General features: G+C 39.9%; 16 protein-coding genes and 1 tRNA gene. 12 read left to right on the top strand and 5 right to left on the bottom strand.

Annotation, left to right across the window (positions count from 1 at the left end; translation table 11 throughout):
* Positions 1-113: 113 nt before the first annotated feature.
* Genes O3607_RS06120 through O3607_RS06135 form a run of 4 tightly spaced genes read left to right on the top strand, consistent with a single transcriptional unit; the run spans position 114 to position 3,202 of the window.
* On the top strand, positions 114-743 hold the full coding sequence (locus O3607_RS06120; RefSeq protein WP_005387936.1) for a 3'-5' exonuclease: 630 nt from the start codon (positions 114-116) through the stop codon (positions 741-743).
* A gap of 14 nt (positions 744-757) precedes the next feature.
* Positions 758-1,420, top strand: coding sequence for a deoxyribose-phosphate aldolase (gene deoC / locus O3607_RS06125; protein ID WP_295804327.1), 663 nt, complete (start codon positions 758-760; stop codon positions 1,418-1,420).
* 53 nt (positions 1,421-1,473) lie between these two features.
* Positions 1,474-2,775, top strand: a complete 1,302-nt coding sequence (locus O3607_RS06130) for a pyrimidine-nucleoside phosphorylase (RefSeq protein WP_024066041.1) — start codon at positions 1,474-1,476, stop codon at positions 2,773-2,775.
* A 10-nt stretch (positions 2,776-2,785) separates the two neighbouring features.
* Positions 2,786-3,202 carry a cytidine deaminase gene (locus tag O3607_RS06135; protein ID WP_227283761.1) on the top strand — a complete coding sequence of 139 codons (417 nt, stop codon included), beginning with the start codon at positions 2,786-2,788 and terminating at the stop codon, positions 3,200-3,202.
* A 41-nt stretch (positions 3,203-3,243) separates the two neighbouring features.
* On the opposite strand, the gene O3607_RS06140 is transcribed toward O3607_RS06135, so the two are convergent.
* Entirely contained in the window at positions 3,244-4,065 is an 822-nt protein-coding gene (locus tag O3607_RS06140) for a MetQ/NlpA family ABC transporter substrate-binding protein (RefSeq protein WP_039969612.1), read from the bottom strand.
* A gap of 252 nt (positions 4,066-4,317) precedes the next feature.
* Positions 4,318-5,214: a 1,4-dihydroxy-2-naphthoate octaprenyltransferase gene (gene menA, locus O3607_RS06145; RefSeq protein WP_371443559.1), complete on the bottom strand. Its 897-nt coding sequence runs from the start codon at positions 5,212-5,214 to the stop codon at positions 4,318-4,320.
* A 240-nt stretch (positions 5,215-5,454) separates the two neighbouring features.
* Here menA and O3607_RS06150 point away from each other — a divergent pair, with 240 nt between their 5' ends.
* The 4 genes from O3607_RS06150 to O3607_RS06165 all read left to right on the top strand — a co-directional run bounded on the left by O3607_RS06150 (position 5,455) and on the right by O3607_RS06165 (position 8,914).
* The gene (locus O3607_RS06150; RefSeq protein ID WP_287512094.1) at positions 5,455-6,399 is read left to right on the top strand and encodes a hypothetical protein; all 945 of its coding nucleotides are present in this window, start codon (positions 5,455-5,457) and stop codon (positions 6,397-6,399) included.
* A gap of 1 nt (position 6,400) precedes the next feature.
* Positions 6,401-7,177, top strand: coding sequence for a hypothetical protein (locus O3607_RS06155; RefSeq protein WP_178884532.1), 777 nt, complete (start codon positions 6,401-6,403; stop codon positions 7,175-7,177).
* A 116-nt stretch (positions 7,178-7,293) separates the two neighbouring features.
* Positions 7,294-7,665, top strand: coding sequence for a RidA family protein (locus tag O3607_RS06160; protein ID WP_005387948.1), 372 nt, complete (start codon positions 7,294-7,296; stop codon positions 7,663-7,665).
* Position 7,666: 1 nt separating this feature from the next.
* The gene (locus O3607_RS06165; RefSeq protein ID WP_371443560.1) at positions 7,667-8,914 is read left to right on the top strand and encodes a serine dehydratase subunit alpha family protein; all 1,248 of its coding nucleotides are present in this window, start codon (positions 7,667-7,669) and stop codon (positions 8,912-8,914) included.
* A gap of 37 nt (positions 8,915-8,951) precedes the next feature.
* Here the strand turns inward: O3607_RS06165 and O3607_RS06170 are convergent, their stop codons facing one another.
* Positions 8,952-10,139: an MFS transporter gene (locus O3607_RS06170; RefSeq protein WP_316109817.1), complete on the bottom strand. Its 1,188-nt coding sequence runs from the start codon at positions 10,137-10,139 to the stop codon at positions 8,952-8,954.
* Between the two features lie 261 nt (positions 10,140-10,400).
* Between O3607_RS06170 and O3607_RS06175 the strand changes: the two genes are divergently transcribed.
* Entirely contained in the window at positions 10,401-10,631 is a 231-nt protein-coding gene (locus tag O3607_RS06175; RefSeq protein ID WP_005387959.1) for a hypothetical protein, read from the top strand.
* Between the two features lie 307 nt (positions 10,632-10,938).
* On the opposite strand, the gene O3607_RS06180 is transcribed toward O3607_RS06175, so the two are convergent.
* Positions 10,939-11,029, bottom strand: a tRNA-Ser gene (locus tag O3607_RS06180).
* A complete protein-coding gene (tadA, locus tag O3607_RS06185; RefSeq protein WP_197718130.1) occupies positions 10,983-11,528 on the bottom strand; it encodes a tRNA adenosine(34) deaminase TadA in 546 nt (181 codons plus the stop codon). Before tadA ends, O3607_RS06180 begins: the two co-directional genes overlap by 47 nt.
* Positions 11,529-11,611: 83 nt before the next feature.
* Between tadA and O3607_RS06190 the strand changes: the two genes are divergently transcribed.
* From O3607_RS06190 to O3607_RS06200, 3 genes are all read left to right on the top strand, one after another.
* The gene (locus O3607_RS06190) at positions 11,612-12,259 is read left to right on the top strand and encodes a trimeric intracellular cation channel family protein (RefSeq protein ID WP_371443561.1); all 648 of its coding nucleotides are present in this window, start codon (positions 11,612-11,614) and stop codon (positions 12,257-12,259) included.
* Between the two features lie 128 nt (positions 12,260-12,387).
* A complete protein-coding gene (locus tag O3607_RS06195) occupies positions 12,388-14,202 on the top strand; it encodes a DUF4127 family protein (RefSeq protein ID WP_371443562.1) in 1,815 nt (604 codons plus the stop codon).
* Positions 14,203-14,212: 10 nt separating this feature from the next.
* Complete coding sequence (locus tag O3607_RS06200; protein ID WP_316110652.1) at positions 14,213-15,334, top strand: acyltransferase; 1,122 nt, start codon at positions 14,213-14,215, stop codon at positions 15,332-15,334.
* Positions 15,335-15,354: the final 20 nt, after the last annotated feature.

Consider the following 15,354-nt stretch of genomic DNA (forward strand, 5'->3'; position numbering starts at 1 on the left):
ATTAGTCACCCTTGAATAGTAGATTATAGACTGTTTCATGCTATAATAAATGGAGAAAATGAATATAATTCTTATATATAAATTTTGAAACATATAGATTTGAAAGGAGTCCTATGTTAGATTTTGTTGCATTAGACTTTGAAACAGCTAATAAATTTAAAAATAGTGCGTGCTCCTTGGCGGTTATTACCGTAAAGGATGGACAGATTATAAAAAAGGCATACAGCCTTATTAAACCACCATTTATGAGCTTCGATGATGAATGTATTGAAATTCATGGCATTCAACCAAAGGATGTTATCCACGAGAAAACATTTGATCAATTGTGGAATGCTATCTACGAAAATCACTTAAAAGGGAATATCATGGTAGCTCACAATGCAAAATTCGATATGAATGTATTGCGTGCTACACTGGATTACTATAAAATCCCTTGGCCTGATCTTGATTATGCATGTACGGTGAAACTTTCACGTGCAGTATGGCCAGATTTAGTAAACCATAAGCTAAACACGATGGCCGCATATATCGGGGTTGAGTTTAAACATCACTACGCATTAGATGATGCGGAAACATGTGCTAAGGTTGTATTAGAGGCGGCTAAAGCTAAGGGCGTTAATAGCTTGCCAGATTTATTGAAGGCTACAGGTGTACCACTAGAACCATTTATTGATGACAAAAATCGCGCTGCTCAAGAGGCTTTACATAAAGAACCTGAGCCAGAGCAAATGTCGTTCTTTTAGTAAGGAGAGACACTATGTTAGGTAAAGAATTATTATCTTATGTGGATCATACACTATTGCGTCCTACAGCTACATGGGATGATATTAAAGAAAGTTGTGATGCTGGCGTAGCCTATAAAACAGCATCTGTATGTATTCCACCGGACTTTGTAGCTTCCGCCCATGAAGCGTACCCAGACCTTAATGTATGTACTGTTATTGGTTTTCCTTTAGGCTATGAAACGACAGAGGTTAAGGTGGCTGAAACAAAACAAGCCCTTGCAGAAGGGGCCTCTGAAATCGATATGGTAATAAATCTTGGCGATGTAAAGCAAGGCGATTTTGAGGCTGTAACGAATGAAATCGGGGCCCTTAAAGAGGCTTGTGGCGATAAAATCTTAAAGGTTATTATCGAAACTTGTTATCTTACCGACTCTGAAAAGGTGGCCCTCTGTAAATGTATCACCAATGGTGGGGCAGACTACATTAAAACTTCTACTGGTTTTGGTAGCGGTGGCGCTAGCCTTGAAGACATTCGTTTATTCAAGAAGCATATCGGTCCTAATGTAAAAATTAAGGCTGCCGGTGGTATTCGTTCTATCTCTGACATGAAAGCCTATATTGCAGAAGGTTGCAGCCGTATCGGCGCCAGTGCAGCAGTAGAACTACTTAAAGATCATTTAGACGAAGAAGTATAATAGAAAACCACCTAGGCCGTGCCTAGGTGGTTTCTTAGAATGGCGGTATAACCATGCGGATGTATGATATTATTCTAAAAAAACGGTCTAATTTACCCTTAACAGATGAGGAACTTCGTTTTCTTATCTCAGGCTATGTAAATGGGGACATCCCTGACTATCAAGTGAGTGCCTTATTGATGACCATTGTATTTAATGGGATGAATGCTCGTGAACTAGGCACATTGACTATGGCAATGGCACAATCGGGGCACATGGTAGATTTGTCCAATATTGATGGGATAACAGTAGATAAGCATAGTACTGGTGGTGTAGGGGATAAGACAACTCTTATCATAGGACCCTTGGTAGCTGCTTGTGGAGGCAAGGTGGCGAAAATGTCTGGTCGTGGTTTAGGGCATACGGGCGGCACTATCGATAAGATGGAATCTATACCAAATTTACAGGTGTCACTAGACCAAGAAGCATTTATGAATCAAGTAAATCGAATCGGCCTTGCCGTTATCGGACAATCTGAAGGGCTGGCACCTGCAGATAAGAAACTATATGCTTTGCGTGATGTAACAGGCACCGTAGATAGTATCCCTCTAATTGCATCCTCTGTAATGAGTAAAAAATTAGCCTCTGGGGCACAAGCTATTTTATTGGATGTAAAGGTTGGTAGTGGCGCCTTTATGAAAACCATAGATGATGCTCGCGCATTGGCGAAAGCTATGGTAGATATTGGAACGGAAAATGGCCGCTCTGTTAAGGCTGTTTTAACCGATATGGACCGACCACTAGGTCACGCCATTGGTAATGCTTTGGAAATTCGTGAGGTTATTAACACATTGAAAGGCCATGGCCCAGAGGATTTAACTCATGAATGTCTTATCATGGCAGCCCATATGCTCGTGTTGAGCCAAATTTGTGATTATGAAACTGCTCTCAGTCGCGTACAACAGGCCCTTAATTCGGGAGCCGCTCTTGAACGATTGCGCATGATGATTGATGCCCAAGGTGGAGATAGCCGTGTTCTTGATGATGAAAGTTTACTAGCCATCGGGAAATTCACTTATGATGTTACAGCGCCTCAAGACGGTTATATTACACACATGAATACAGAACAATGTGGTATTGCATCTGTTATGCTCGGGGCTGGTCGCACCGTTAAGGATGGTCCTATCGATTATAGTGCAGGCATAGTAATGCACAAGAAAACCGGTGATGCTGTTAGGGCTGGTGAAAGCATAGCTACCTTATATGCTTCTCATGAAAGTTTGCTCGTAAATGCGGCTAAAACATACTTAGAGGCAATTACTTTTGGTAAAACAGCACCAGTGGTGGTAGATACGATTCTTGATATGGTGGAATGAGGATATCCATATGATAGAAAAGGAAACTGATATGACGGAACAGGAAATTCAAAAGCTTATTGATCGTGCCATAGTAGCTCGTGAGAAAACCTATAGTCCCTATTCCCATTTTGGAGTGGGTGCAGCCCTTCTGTGTGAGGATGGGGCAATCTATGAAGGTTGCAATATAGAAAATGCATCTTATGGTTTAACTAACTGTGCAGAACGAACTGCTATATTTAAAGCCGTATCAGAAGGTCGTACAAATTTTAAGGCCCTCGCCGTAGTTGCTGATACGGAAGGGCCTTGTGCACCTTGTGGTGCCTGTCGTCAAGTGATTTCTGAATTTGACATACCACAGATTATCTTGGCTAATCTAAAAGGAAATTATAAAGTTATTAGTCTTGATGAGTTATTACCATTTAGATTTGGTGCGGACAGCTTATAGTAAAAAAGAGACCACCGATGTGGTCTCTTTTTTGTTATACCTTAGAATGCAGGAACAATTGCACCTTGATATTTATCTTCAATGAATTTTTTGATTTCAGGGGTATGAAGAGCTTCCATCAATTTTTTGATGCGAGGATCGCTTTCATTGCCTTTAAGTACAGTTACGATGTTTACGTAAGGGGAATCTTTAGATTCGATTGCCAATGCATCTTTACTAGGGTTAAGACCTGCATTTAATGCATAGTTTGTGTTAATAGCTGCTAAAGCTACATCGTCAAGAGAACGAGGTATTTGAGCTGCTTCTAATTCAACAAATTGGTAACCATTAGGATTGGAAGTGATATCTTGAATTGTAGATAAGATATTGCTGGAGTCTTTCAATGTGATAAGACCTTCTTTTTGCAATAACAATAATGCACGACCACCGTTTGTAGGGTCATTAGGGATAGCGATTTTAGCGCCTTTAGGAAGATCTTTTAAATCTTTGATTTGACGGGAATATAAGCCCATTGGCTCAAGGTGAACACCACCAACAGATACTAATGGAAGGTTATGAGCTTTTGCGAACTCATCCATGTAAGGTACATGTTGGAAGAAGTTTGCATCGATTTCTTTATCACCCAAAGCAAGGTTTGGTGTGTTGTAATCAGTAAATTCTGTGATTTGTAAATCAATACCATCTTTTGCCAAGATAGGTTTAACTTGTTCCAAAATTTCTGCGTGAGGTACTGCTGTAGCACCAATTTTTAATACTTGTTTGCCGTTGTTAGCAGCTTGTTTGTTATTGTCATTACCGCAACCAGCGATCAATAAAGCACCGCCAAGGATTACAGTAGCTGCTAATGCTAAAAATTTTCTCATTAGACACACTCCTTTTACAACCATTTCATATAAAATATTACATTTATAGTACTAAATTATTTCCTATCTATCAAGAAGGAATTATTACGAGTTCTCCATAGCTTAAAGTTATACCAAAAAGAGATTTCCAAACTAGTATCTATAAATAGTTGATAGTGTTTGGAAATCTCTCTTTATTTTATGTAACTGTATTTAATGTATGTACGTATTGGTAAACACTTATTTGCTAATAATTGTATCTATGGTTCAACCTTATTTACCTATGATAAGTCCAATGGACCACATGATTTGGTAAATCATTGCAGCCCCTGCAGTTGTACCCATAGCTTTGTCGAGTAGGAACTCATCTGTTTTAGTAGTTAAGGTATGTACTGTTTTGAAAGCTAGTGGTGCTGCGAGAAAGGCGAAGAGGGAGAACCATGTCATGTGACCTACGATGATCCATGCAAGGATCCAAATGAAATTGAATAAGTAAGTGATGCTCATCAAACTGAGGGCACGTTCACGACCCAATACGATTGGTAATGTACGACGACCATGGCTTTCATCATTTCGAATATCACGAATGTTATTCGTGAGCATAATGGAACCAACGAGCAATGTAGATGGAATAGCAGGGATTAATAATGCTAAAGATAAGTCTCGCGTCCATGCATAGCCTGTAATGAGGACGATGGCAAAACCCATAGCGATACCGGAGGAAATTTCACCAAATGGTGTGCGAGAAATTGGTTTTGGCCCACCAGAGTAGAGAAAACTGATGAGAATGCAAAGAAAACCAGCTGGAATATAGTACCAAGTGATAGTTGCCGATAGATAAAGACCGATGATAATAGGTATAACCATGAGTACCTTAATCATGGTAACGATGAGCTCTGGTGTAATGGCACCACGGGTGATAGAACCAGCATTGCCGACCTTCTGCCCCGCATCGAGACCAGATTTAAAATCTTTATATTCATTCCATAAATTAGCAACAATTTGAGCTGTTACAACAGCTAAAAATATTAAAATCGTATGGAAAATGGCGAGACCTGTACCCTTTACGGCACCAAATGCGTAATAACTAAAGGCTGCACCTAAAATGGTAGGCCCTAAAGCGGCCGCTAATGTACGAGGCCTAGTGAGTGGAATTATTTCTTGTATCATAATAAAAGCACACTAAGTGTGCACTCCTTTCTATTTCTCATACTCTATGTTTACATATCTATTTAAGTATTGTATAGCAGAACTGATAGGTTGTAAATTACACTATACAGTTATACATCTCTATATAGTATAATAATTAATATATGCAGTATAGATTATCTTTTTGAAATCTTATAGATGCAGTACAGGTTATGAATATAATCTGTATACATAGTGTATTGTTAAATCGTGAGGTGTCTTATGAGAGCTCTCAATAAAAAATTGATGACATTGGCTTGTGCGACGTGCTTGACTGTTGGCATGGGTGCAGTGGCATATGCTGATACAGTAGATTTAGGATATGGCTTGTATGGCAATACGTCTCCTACAGTGAAAGCAGTAGAGGTAATACATGTTCCTACGGATGCAAAACTGCGAAATAATGAGCAAAGCCAAATGATTTCAGCTGCAAATAAAGCGGCTATGGATGCTGTTAATGTTAACTTTAAATTGCATGCTCCAGTTCCTGTCGCACCTATGAAGGGCGATATTTTAGATGGATTTTCCTACTATCAATTACAAGGAACTGATAAACAAGGTCACCATGTAGGTGAATTACTGGTTATCAACTATTCTAAAAATGCCATAGATCAAGTAATAGGAATGGCTAAGACTGTTGTGGCGAAGGGCACAGATGTAAAAACTGCTGCGGAAAATTCTTCTGATTCTAAATCGGTAGAGTTTTATTCTAAAGAGTTAGCTCAAGAAAAATTACAAAATTTAAAAGGTAACACCATTGAAGGTGCTAAATTAGCTAAAGACTTAAAAATGATAAATGATAAGTTACCTACTCAAATTATGGGTGCCTTTGATAAAATGCTTGCCACAGATAAGAAATCATCTCCTAAAAGTATAGAAGAATTCCGTTCTTATGTAGACTTTATGGCAAAACAAGTGAGCCTAGATGCAACGCATGTGGCCTATAAACCTGTGCAAACACGCTATGGTACAGCTGTGACAGGTGATTTACGCGGTAGTCTTATATATGATGGATTTAGAAGCACCGACTCCTTAATTGGTTATGCTGTTCCTACCGATAAAGGTGTATCTTTACAGCTTTTACTGTCTGATGATTCTAGCCATGATTATTGGGCTAATGAGTTGAATCATATGTATCAAACACAATCTCTCAAGGGAGGTAAATAATATGAAATCTTTGAAAGTATTGGCTTGTGCAGCCTGTTTATTAGGTACTGTATCTGGCGTAGGTTTCGCTAAGGATGTGCAAACTATTGCAGGTTCTATGGTAGTGCCTAACAATGTAAATGTTGTTTCTGCATCTAAAACAAATACACGTGATTTTGTAGAAAAACAATTGAATGAGAACCCTTCAAAATCTTCAATGGCAAATATGATGGCCAAGGAGCTTCTTCAAAACTTTGGCACTACTTTTGACGTATACCAATTAAAAGGTGCTGACAAAACAGGTCAAAAGGATGCGTTAGTAGTAGCTGTAGATGTTAAACAAATAGCACAGCAAGTGGCTAAAGATAAGACAAATGATCCTATGTTTGTAGCTGCAATGGCAGCTCTAGATAAAGGTCAAATTGATCCTGTTACAGAGCAACTCATGCTAGGTGCCATTAACAAGCAAATTCCAACTACTACAACTGTAGTCCCTTTAAATGATCCGAAACGTTATGCTAATCTTAAGACTCGGTCAGGTGAACTGCTTATAAAACCTAGAACGCTTACCGTAGAAAATGCGGAACAAGTACATCCTGTGGCTGGTACAAAATATCAAACTTATGCAGCAAGTTCTCGCTTGTTATATGCGGATGGAAATGTACAAACTCCGCTTTATGCAAATACTGCATTTGTGTTAAAGCCAGGCAAACCGGTACTATACGTAGGTGTAACAACTGATGTACAACGGGATTATTTCAAAACGATATTTGACAACGCCTTCAAATCTATTAAATAATTTATGATAGATATGCTTTCACGAAGTATGTCATTTACAAGGTAATTACTAATGTGAGTATGGCGGCATTAGAATGATCTATATTATTTTCAATTATATTTTAAAGGAGAATTATTATGAACACAATTCACACAGACAAAGCTCCAGCAGCAGTAGGTCCTTACTCTCAAGCTAAAGTAGTACGCGGTTTATTATTCGCTTCTGGTCAAATTCCACTCGATCCTGCAACTGGTTCCATTGTTGCAAGTGGTATCGTAGAGCAAACTGAACAAGTATGTAAAAACATTGATGCTGTATTGGCTGCAGCAGGTTCTGACTTCTCTGAAGTTATTAAAACTACTTGTTTCTTGGCTGATATTGCTGACTTCAAAGCATTTAACGAAGTGTATGCTAAATATTTCACTTCTAAACCAGCTCGTTCTTGCGTAGCAGTAAAAGACCTTCCATTGGGTGCTTTGGTAGAAGTGGAAATTATTGCGGAAGTATAAGATGGATTATATTTCCTTATTACAATCAGAGATGCGTCCTGCCTTCGGGTGCACTGAGCCGATTGCATTGGCTTATGCGGCTGCGAAGGCAGTCTCTGTTTTAGATGAGTTTCCTAACCATATTCACGCACGATGCAGCGCGAATATTATTAAAAATGTAAAATCCGTAGTCATTCCTAACTCTGGTGGGCGAAAGGGCCTTCAAGCGGCTGCTACCCTTGGTGCTATCGTAGGTCATCCTGAGCGTGAGCTAGAGGTATTAGAATCTGCTACAGATGAAGATCGTAAATGGCTTGGCACATTGCTAGATGCTAACTTCTGTACGGTCTCACTCGCTGAAGGTGTAGATAATCTTTATATTGAAATCACTGCTGAAACAGATGAACATACAGCAGTGGTTCGCATTGAAAATGACCATACGAATGTAACCTATGTTGCTGTAGATGGTGAGATTGTGTCTGAAACAATCAATGAAATTCAGAAAGCAGCCAAAACCGAATATGCAATGACCTTTGATAGCATTTACGAATTTTCTAAAACGGCAGATATTTCTGGCATCATTCCTCAAATCAAACAGCAAGTAGAATACAATACGGCTATTTCTCGAGAAGGTTTGTCTAATGATTATGGCTCCAATATTGGCCAGCTCTTGTTGTTGGATGAAGAAAACCCGTCTCTAGAAACAAAATGTAAAGCTCGTGCAGCGGCTGGATCCGATGCGCGTATGAGTGGGTGTCCATTGCCTGTTGTAATTTGCTCTGGCTCTGGTAACCAAGGCTTAACAGTATCGGTACCTATCATTACGACTGCCGAGGAACTTGGTAAAAGTGATGATGAACTTTATCGAGCGCTAGTCTTTGCTAACTTGTTAACACTATACGTTAAATCTGGCATTGGTAAATTGTCCGCATACTGCGGCGTTGTATCTGCTGGTGTTGTAAGTGTAGCAGGTATTGCCTTCTTGAAAGGTGATAGCAAGGATATCATTGAGAATACCTTAGTAAATGGTCTTGCCAGCTTATCCGGTATCGTTTGTGACGGAGCAAAACCATCCTGTGCAGGTAAAATTGCTATCTCCCTTGATGGCGCGTTTATGGGATATAAACAAGCACGTCTTAACAAGAACTACCAAAAAGGCGATGGCCTTGTAGCATACTCCGTTGATGATACCATACGCAGTATCGGCACTGTGGCTCAAGGTATGAAAGAAACGGACGTAGTTATCTTGAATGAAATGCTAAAACACTAATTTAGCTAAAAATATAAGCCCCCGTAAGGGGGCTTTTTTAGTGTAATTTTTTAGGATCTTTAAGTATCAATGATGCCCCAAGGCCCATTACGAGGAATGGCACGAGTGTCATCATAGCTACCGGTAAGGAGTAGGTATCTGCTAGGTTACCTACGACAGGAGCAATGACACCGCCGATGGTTTGGCTCACGCCAAGAGTGATACCCGATGCAAAGCCGATACTTTTGGCTAGATATGTTTGGCCTAGTACGATAACTGGGCTGTAGCTAATTGCTTTGGCAGCACCAATCATGAGTAGTAGCAAGTAGGCTATAGGCATCATGATGAGTGGTGAGAAGGTTGGAACCTCTGTTAATAGGAACATAGCGGGTAACCAAACTAATAGGGATAGTCTGATAATCTTGATAGGACCATATTTATCGCCCAATAGACCGCCAATATAGGTCATGAAGATGCCAATACTAAAGAATACAGTCAAGGCAAAGCTACCTTGTTCTGGGCTTGTACCGAGCTCACGAGTCCAGAAAATCGGAATAAACGCATTGATAACGCGGAAGTTTACTGATTGGCTCAAGATAATAATGAACAAGATGCCAAAGTATTTCCAGTAGTTCTTCAGCGGTTTCGACGCCACTGTTGGATTTTCAGTAGCTACTGCTTGGTCGATAGTACGTGCATGAGCTACGATATGAGGCATTAGTATGAACAATATAGTAAATATAATAATACCTACTACGGTGAAAGCTGCCAATCCATGAGGCCCAACTGTATAAGCAATGGCACCTGCAAAGAGTGGACCAAAGGCGAAGCCTGAGCTGCCGCCGATAGCAAAGGTGCCCATGGCCTTACCTTTCTTGCCACCACCGAGACGGTTCATAATCTTCGCACCTTCAGGATGGAAGATGGAAGATCCAACGCCAGCTAATGTGGCACAAACGAGGAGGCTTTCATAAGAGGTAACAAAGCCCATCATACCTGTACTACATGCAGATAATAAAACGCCGAAGGCAATGAGCCGCGGTTGATTGATCTTGTCCGAAATATAACCTAGTAAAGGCTGTAATAATGATGATAATGCTGTATTAGCTAAGATGAGAAAACCTGCTTGCTCTAAGCTCAGTCCATAGGTATAAATGAACAGAGGTAAGAGGGCAGGCAACACACTTTGACAGGAGTCGTTGATCATGTGACTCACTGTAATGAGATAAGGGTAATATTTTTTCATAGTAGTGTCCCCTTGAGTCTATTTAATAGCAGTAATTATATCTTGTGTATATTATAACTCATAAAGTTACTAAAGTATTGATAAATATAGATACAAAAAAGCGCTAACCATTAGTGATCTGTGCTTTTTGTTTACGCCAAATACTTTATAAATAGTGTTTATTTTGTACTAAAAAAAGGCCTAGTCATGACTAGGCCTTATATTGTATCTTATTTTAACACTATGTATAATGAACTTAAATGATATGGAAAGAGTGGTAAAATGTTATCTCTTATATTAATAAAACTAAATGAAGAAAAAGCTATATATGAGTTCCACCCTAACGCTAGTGCTGAGTATGGCATAATAGAATTAGATCGTAAAAGCAATGTGGCTATTGTTAAAGAACCATTGCAAGGTAGTGAGTGGCATACAGTACACGCTTTAAATAAATTGGAGGAATACGGAAGTTTAAACTCATTTCCTAAAGAAGAAAGATTATATTGGTATTAAGAGTTATGCAACATGTATAACTCTTTTTTATAAGCATTTTACGCCCTTTCATGTGTGATGATTGGGCACATTTTTATTGGTGTAAAATAAAACACCCTACTAATATAGCAAGGTGTAAGAGATGATTATATGATTTTGTAAAATGTCATGGGGCAATAAATGGGGCAAATACCACCATATAATAGAGAATGATTGATACACAAAATTCACTCAATAATATAAGAAAACCTAGATAACATCTGTATTATGTGTATCTAGGTGTATCTAGGTTTATCTATTGTATCTCTATCATTATCATTTAAAAGAATGGCAGAGGAGGAGGGATTTGAACCCCCGCGCCGGTTGCCCGACCTACCGCATTTCGAGTGCGGACCCTTCAGCCTCTTGGGTACTCCTCCGTGCTTTACGGCGCTCTTTAAAGAAGTCTTTCATAATTTGGCTACATTCATCACCAAGCACACCAGATGCTAGTTCTGGTTCATGATTTAAACCAGGATGAGAGAGCACATTGAATAGCGATTCCACGGCGCCTCCTTTGTAATCACTTGCACCATATACAACACGGTCTATACGACTGTTAATAATGGCTCCAGCGCACATCGGACACGGCTCTATCGTAACATACAGGGTACAACCAGTCAACCGCCAGCGCTTGAGAACATCGCATGCTTCGCGGATTACGAGGACCTCTGCATGGGCCGTTGCATCATGATCGAGTTCACGACGATTGTGGTGGCGCGAAACAATGGTATTATCTTTTACGAGAATGGCACCGATAGGGATTTCTCCAAGTTCATAAGCCTTTCGAGCTTCTTCCATGGCTATGGCCATAAAATATTCGTCCCGTGTGCGTTCATCCATATTTTCAATGTCTGTAGGTGTAATGTCTTTTGTCATTGGCATACCTCTTCATGTATAATATCTTACATAAAGTCTATCATAGTGTACGCAGTTATGCGAATAGATTATTTGGGGGAATTATGGACATTATTTGGTATATATTTGATATGATTGGCACCATTGCCTTTGCTGTATCCGGTGCACTCGTTGGGGTATCCCGGAAGATGGATATATTTGGTATGACTGTCCTTGCATTGGCTACTGCTATTGGTGGTGGTATTGTACGGGACGTGTTGCTCGGCTATTTTCCGCCGAATTCATTGCGAAATATAGTGTATGTTACCGTTGTTTTAGCGGTAACTGTTATCGTGTTCTTGATTTATAACAGCCGATATCGCAAGCATGCGATGGGACCTCGTAGTCGAGCTAGTTACTTGTTGGCCGATGCGTTAGGATTAGCATCATTTACCGTAACAGGTGCTTCGGCAGGTTTTAAACTCTATCCAGAGTTGCCTATCTTTATTGTGTTGCTCGGTACAATCACTGCTGTTGGTGGCGGTATTATCCGCGATATGTTGGCGCAACGCATCCCATCTGTTTTGAAAGAGGATGTATATGCCTTGCCTAGTATTATTGGAGGCATCGTTTATTATCTTATGGTTACATCGAGTTGGGACAATATGGCCGTATATGGTGCTTTCACAGTAGTACTCGTTATCCGTCTACTGGCCCTCAAGTACAATTGGAGTCTGCCTAAGGTAGGAAAAACCAAGCCGGTTGCGAAATAATAGTCAAATGATATAATTATACTATTGAGCATATGAACATTTCATAAAAGTGTCAGAAAAAGAGAGTATTATAAAACAGTTAATTTCGCGAGTCGGGAGTACTCGCTACACAGAAGGAGATTTGATTTATGACGAATAAATGGTTGAAAGTAGCACTTATGGCTGCAGCTATCGCTACTGGCACATCTATTAAAATTGATGCGGAAACCGTGTTGTATGTACCTCAAGATGATCGCCCTGTAAGCTTACAATATACTGTAGATACAGCTCGCGAAGCAGGTATGACTATATTGACACCACCTCAGAACTTGATTTCTGGTAAGAATTACCAAGGTCAAGCAGATCAAATCATGGCTTGGGTTGAACAAAATGCAGGTCGTGCTGATGTGATGGTATTGAGTACAGATACGCTTATTTATGGTGGTCTTGTAGACTCTCGTAAACACAACATTCCACTTACTACATTGGAAAGCCGTTTAAAACGTATTGAATCCTTAAAAGCTCGTAATAAAAAGGTGCGTATTTATGGTTTTGGCACTGTAATGCGTTCTCCACGTGCTAGTGGGGGCGGCACTGAACCAGCTTATTATGCGGAATACGGTCCTACTATCTTCCAAATTGCAGCATTGCAAGATAAATTAGACTCTGGCTCCTTAACACAAGAGGAAACTCAAAAATTGATGAGCTTACAAGCCTCTGTTCCTGTAGAATATTTACAAGACTGGTTTGACCGCCGTCAAAAAAATATGAAAATCAACAAAGAGTTGATCGACGAAACTCGTAGCGGTGTATTCGATTACTTTGCATTGGGCCATGATGATACATCCCAATTGTCCCAATCTGCATTAGAAGGTCGTTACTTAAGTAAATACTCTAAGGATATTCCTGCTGAGAAATATGGTAGCTTCCCTGGTGCCGACCAACTTGGGCTCTTGTTGATGGCTCGTTCTCGTACAGATGAAAGTACAGAAAAACCTACATTCTCTGTAATTTACCCACTCGGTGGTGGCGGTAAAACATTACCAGGTTACGAAGACCAAACGATTGATAAAACAATTGCTCAACACGTTGAGGCCGTAGGTGGCACTATGGTGACACAAGGTAAACCAACTGTGTTGTTAGCAGTAAATACACCACTTACTACAAGCACTGGTGAATCTGAAAGCTTCGAGAACTTCCCGATGATTTCTAATTCTACAAATGCTTTTGTAGATCGAATTCAACAAGCTGTTGATTCTGGTGTAAACGTAAGCGTTGCTGATATTGCTTATAACAATGGTGCGGACAATACATTAGTATCTGCTATGTACAAACGCGATATGTTATACAAAATCGGTGCGTACAATGGTTGGAATACCGCAAGTAATACGGTAGGCTACGCCATTGCGCAAGGGGTATTGCTCAAAACTATGAGCCCAGAAGGTCACCGCAAAATGTTGACTCAACAATATTTGGATAACTGGGCGTACCAAGCAAATATCCGCAAAGATATTTACCGTATGCAAGACTCTATTCGCACAGATAATGTACGTTATTCTGGTGAGTTAAATGAACGTCTCGAAAGCTACTTAGGCGAACGAATTCAAGACTTCGCTGAAAAATATCTCAAAATCGATCCTCGTACAGTAAAAGCTACATTCCCTTGGGGTCGTCTATTCGAAACAGATATCACTGTTTACGACAAACCAGTGGTACCTCTTGAAAAAGAATTGCGCTTGAAACGTGAAGCAGAAGCGAAAGCTAAAGCTGAGGCAGAGGCTAAGGCTAAGGCTGAGGAAGCAGCTAAAGCGAACGGTCAAGCTGCGCCAGCACAACCTGCTCAACCAGCAAAGACAACAGCTGCTCTAACTATATCATCTGTAATTCCAGTAGTTAAACAACCGGCTACAACATCTCAAGGTCCACGCCTTGTGCCAACACCTGCAGTTGTACCTGGTCAATAATGAATAGGGAATGGACATGAAAAAAGCATTTTTACCGGAAATTACATATATGCGTGGACTCTGTATGCTCGGTGTTATCGGCATTCATGTAGGTTCTTACGCATTACAAAATCCTTTTGTAAATTTAGAACTCATTAGCGTCTTAGAAATTCTATCGCGCTTTGGAGTACCAGCATTTTTCTTCCTCTCTGCATTTGGATTGTTCTACCATACATCTGTAGAGGGACCATTCTCATATAAGGAATTTATGCACCGCCGTATTCAGGTGGTGCTATTTCCATATATTACGTGGTCCATATTTTATTTGCTCTATACGGGACTAACGGCGCATAATCTAGGTAATTTACATCCTGGACCATTGGCTGTAAATCTATTATTTGGTACGTCTATGTATCATTTATACTTTATGGTTATCCTCCTATGGTTCTACGTGATGATGCCGCTATGGCGAGCTATGGTGAAAGTCATTTTAAAACGCCCTGTATTTTGGATGGTATTACTATTTATCATCCAAGTGGGCATCGATTATGTATCATCTTACATGCTCGGCCGTTGGGTAACAGAACATCTTAGTAATAATCCTGTGTTGAAATATCTTTTTGACATGAGACTTAACTATTGGGTTATCCATTATGTGTGGATATTCCTGTTGGGGGCTGTATGTGCTGAGCGCTATGAAACGGTATGTGAATACATGTGGCGCTATCGTTACTTATTAGGTGTTAGTGCGGTAGGCTCTATTTTGTTGATGCTTGGATCCTACTACTATGTCATGGATGTATGGCATTATACAGTGCTTGAAGCAATTTATACAGTTCATCAAATGAGCCCAATGGGTGTCCTCTATACTGGACTGGGAACACTATTTAGCCTGTTCTTATTCCAAACCTTACCAATGAATGCGACCATGGAGTCCACTTGGTCAGAAATAGGGGATAAGTCCTACGGTATTTATTTAGCACATCCATTCTGGTTGTTGATCATCTCTGGCGTGATGGCTAAATATAATCTTTTATATACCGTAGTTAATGTGCTAGCTATGTATGTGATGGCGCTAGGCCTGTCCTATTTGACTACCATGATATTAAACCATGTACCTAAACCATTACGTAAATTTATATTAGGACATTAATAATATACATCCGCTAGGAT

This window comes from Veillonella sp. 20925_1_51 (genome assembly GCF_041431445.1).
In the GTDB taxonomy this organism is placed as follows: domain Bacteria; phylum Bacillota; class Negativicutes; order Veillonellales; family Veillonellaceae; genus Veillonella; species Veillonella nakazawae.

Coding starts and splice junctions, on each gene's coding strand:
- O3607_RS06120 (WP_005387936.1), top strand. CDS start 114: ATGTTAGATTTTGTTGCATTAGACTTTGAAACAGCTAATAAATTTAAA.
- deoC (WP_295804327.1), top strand. CDS start 758: ATGTTAGGTAAAGAATTATTATCTTATGTGGATCATACACTATTGCGT.
- O3607_RS06130 (WP_024066041.1), top strand. CDS start 1,474: ATGCGGATGTATGATATTATTCTAAAAAAACGGTCTAATTTACCCTTA.
- O3607_RS06135 (WP_227283761.1), top strand. CDS start 2,786: ATGATAGAAAAGGAAACTGATATGACGGAACAGGAAATTCAAAAGCTT.
- O3607_RS06140 (WP_039969612.1), bottom strand. CDS start 4,065: ATGAGAAAATTTTTAGCATTAGCAGCTACTGTAATCCTTGGCGGTGCT.
- menA (WP_371443559.1), bottom strand. CDS start 5,214: ATGATACAAGAAATAATTCCACTCACTAGGCCTCGTACATTAGCGGCC.
- O3607_RS06150 (WP_287512094.1), top strand. CDS start 5,455: ATGAGAGCTCTCAATAAAAAATTGATGACATTGGCTTGTGCGACGTGC.
- O3607_RS06155 (WP_178884532.1), top strand. CDS start 6,401: ATGAAATCTTTGAAAGTATTGGCTTGTGCAGCCTGTTTATTAGGTACT.
- O3607_RS06160 (WP_005387948.1), top strand. CDS start 7,294: ATGAACACAATTCACACAGACAAAGCTCCAGCAGCAGTAGGTCCTTAC.
- O3607_RS06165 (WP_371443560.1), top strand. CDS start 7,667: ATGGATTATATTTCCTTATTACAATCAGAGATGCGTCCTGCCTTCGGG.
- O3607_RS06170 (WP_316109817.1), bottom strand. CDS start 10,139: ATGAAAAAATATTACCCTTATCTCATTACAGTGAGTCACATGATCAAC.
- O3607_RS06175 (WP_005387959.1), top strand. CDS start 10,401: ATGTTATCTCTTATATTAATAAAACTAAATGAAGAAAAAGCTATATAT.
- tadA (WP_197718130.1), bottom strand. CDS start 11,528: ATGACAAAAGACATTACACCTACAGACATTGAAAATATGGATGAACGC.
- O3607_RS06190 (WP_371443561.1), top strand. CDS start 11,612: ATGGACATTATTTGGTATATATTTGATATGATTGGCACCATTGCCTTT.
- O3607_RS06195 (WP_371443562.1), top strand. CDS start 12,388: ATGACGAATAAATGGTTGAAAGTAGCACTTATGGCTGCAGCTATCGCT.
- O3607_RS06200 (WP_316110652.1), top strand. CDS start 14,213: ATGGACATGAAAAAAGCATTTTTACCGGAAATTACATATATGCGTGGA.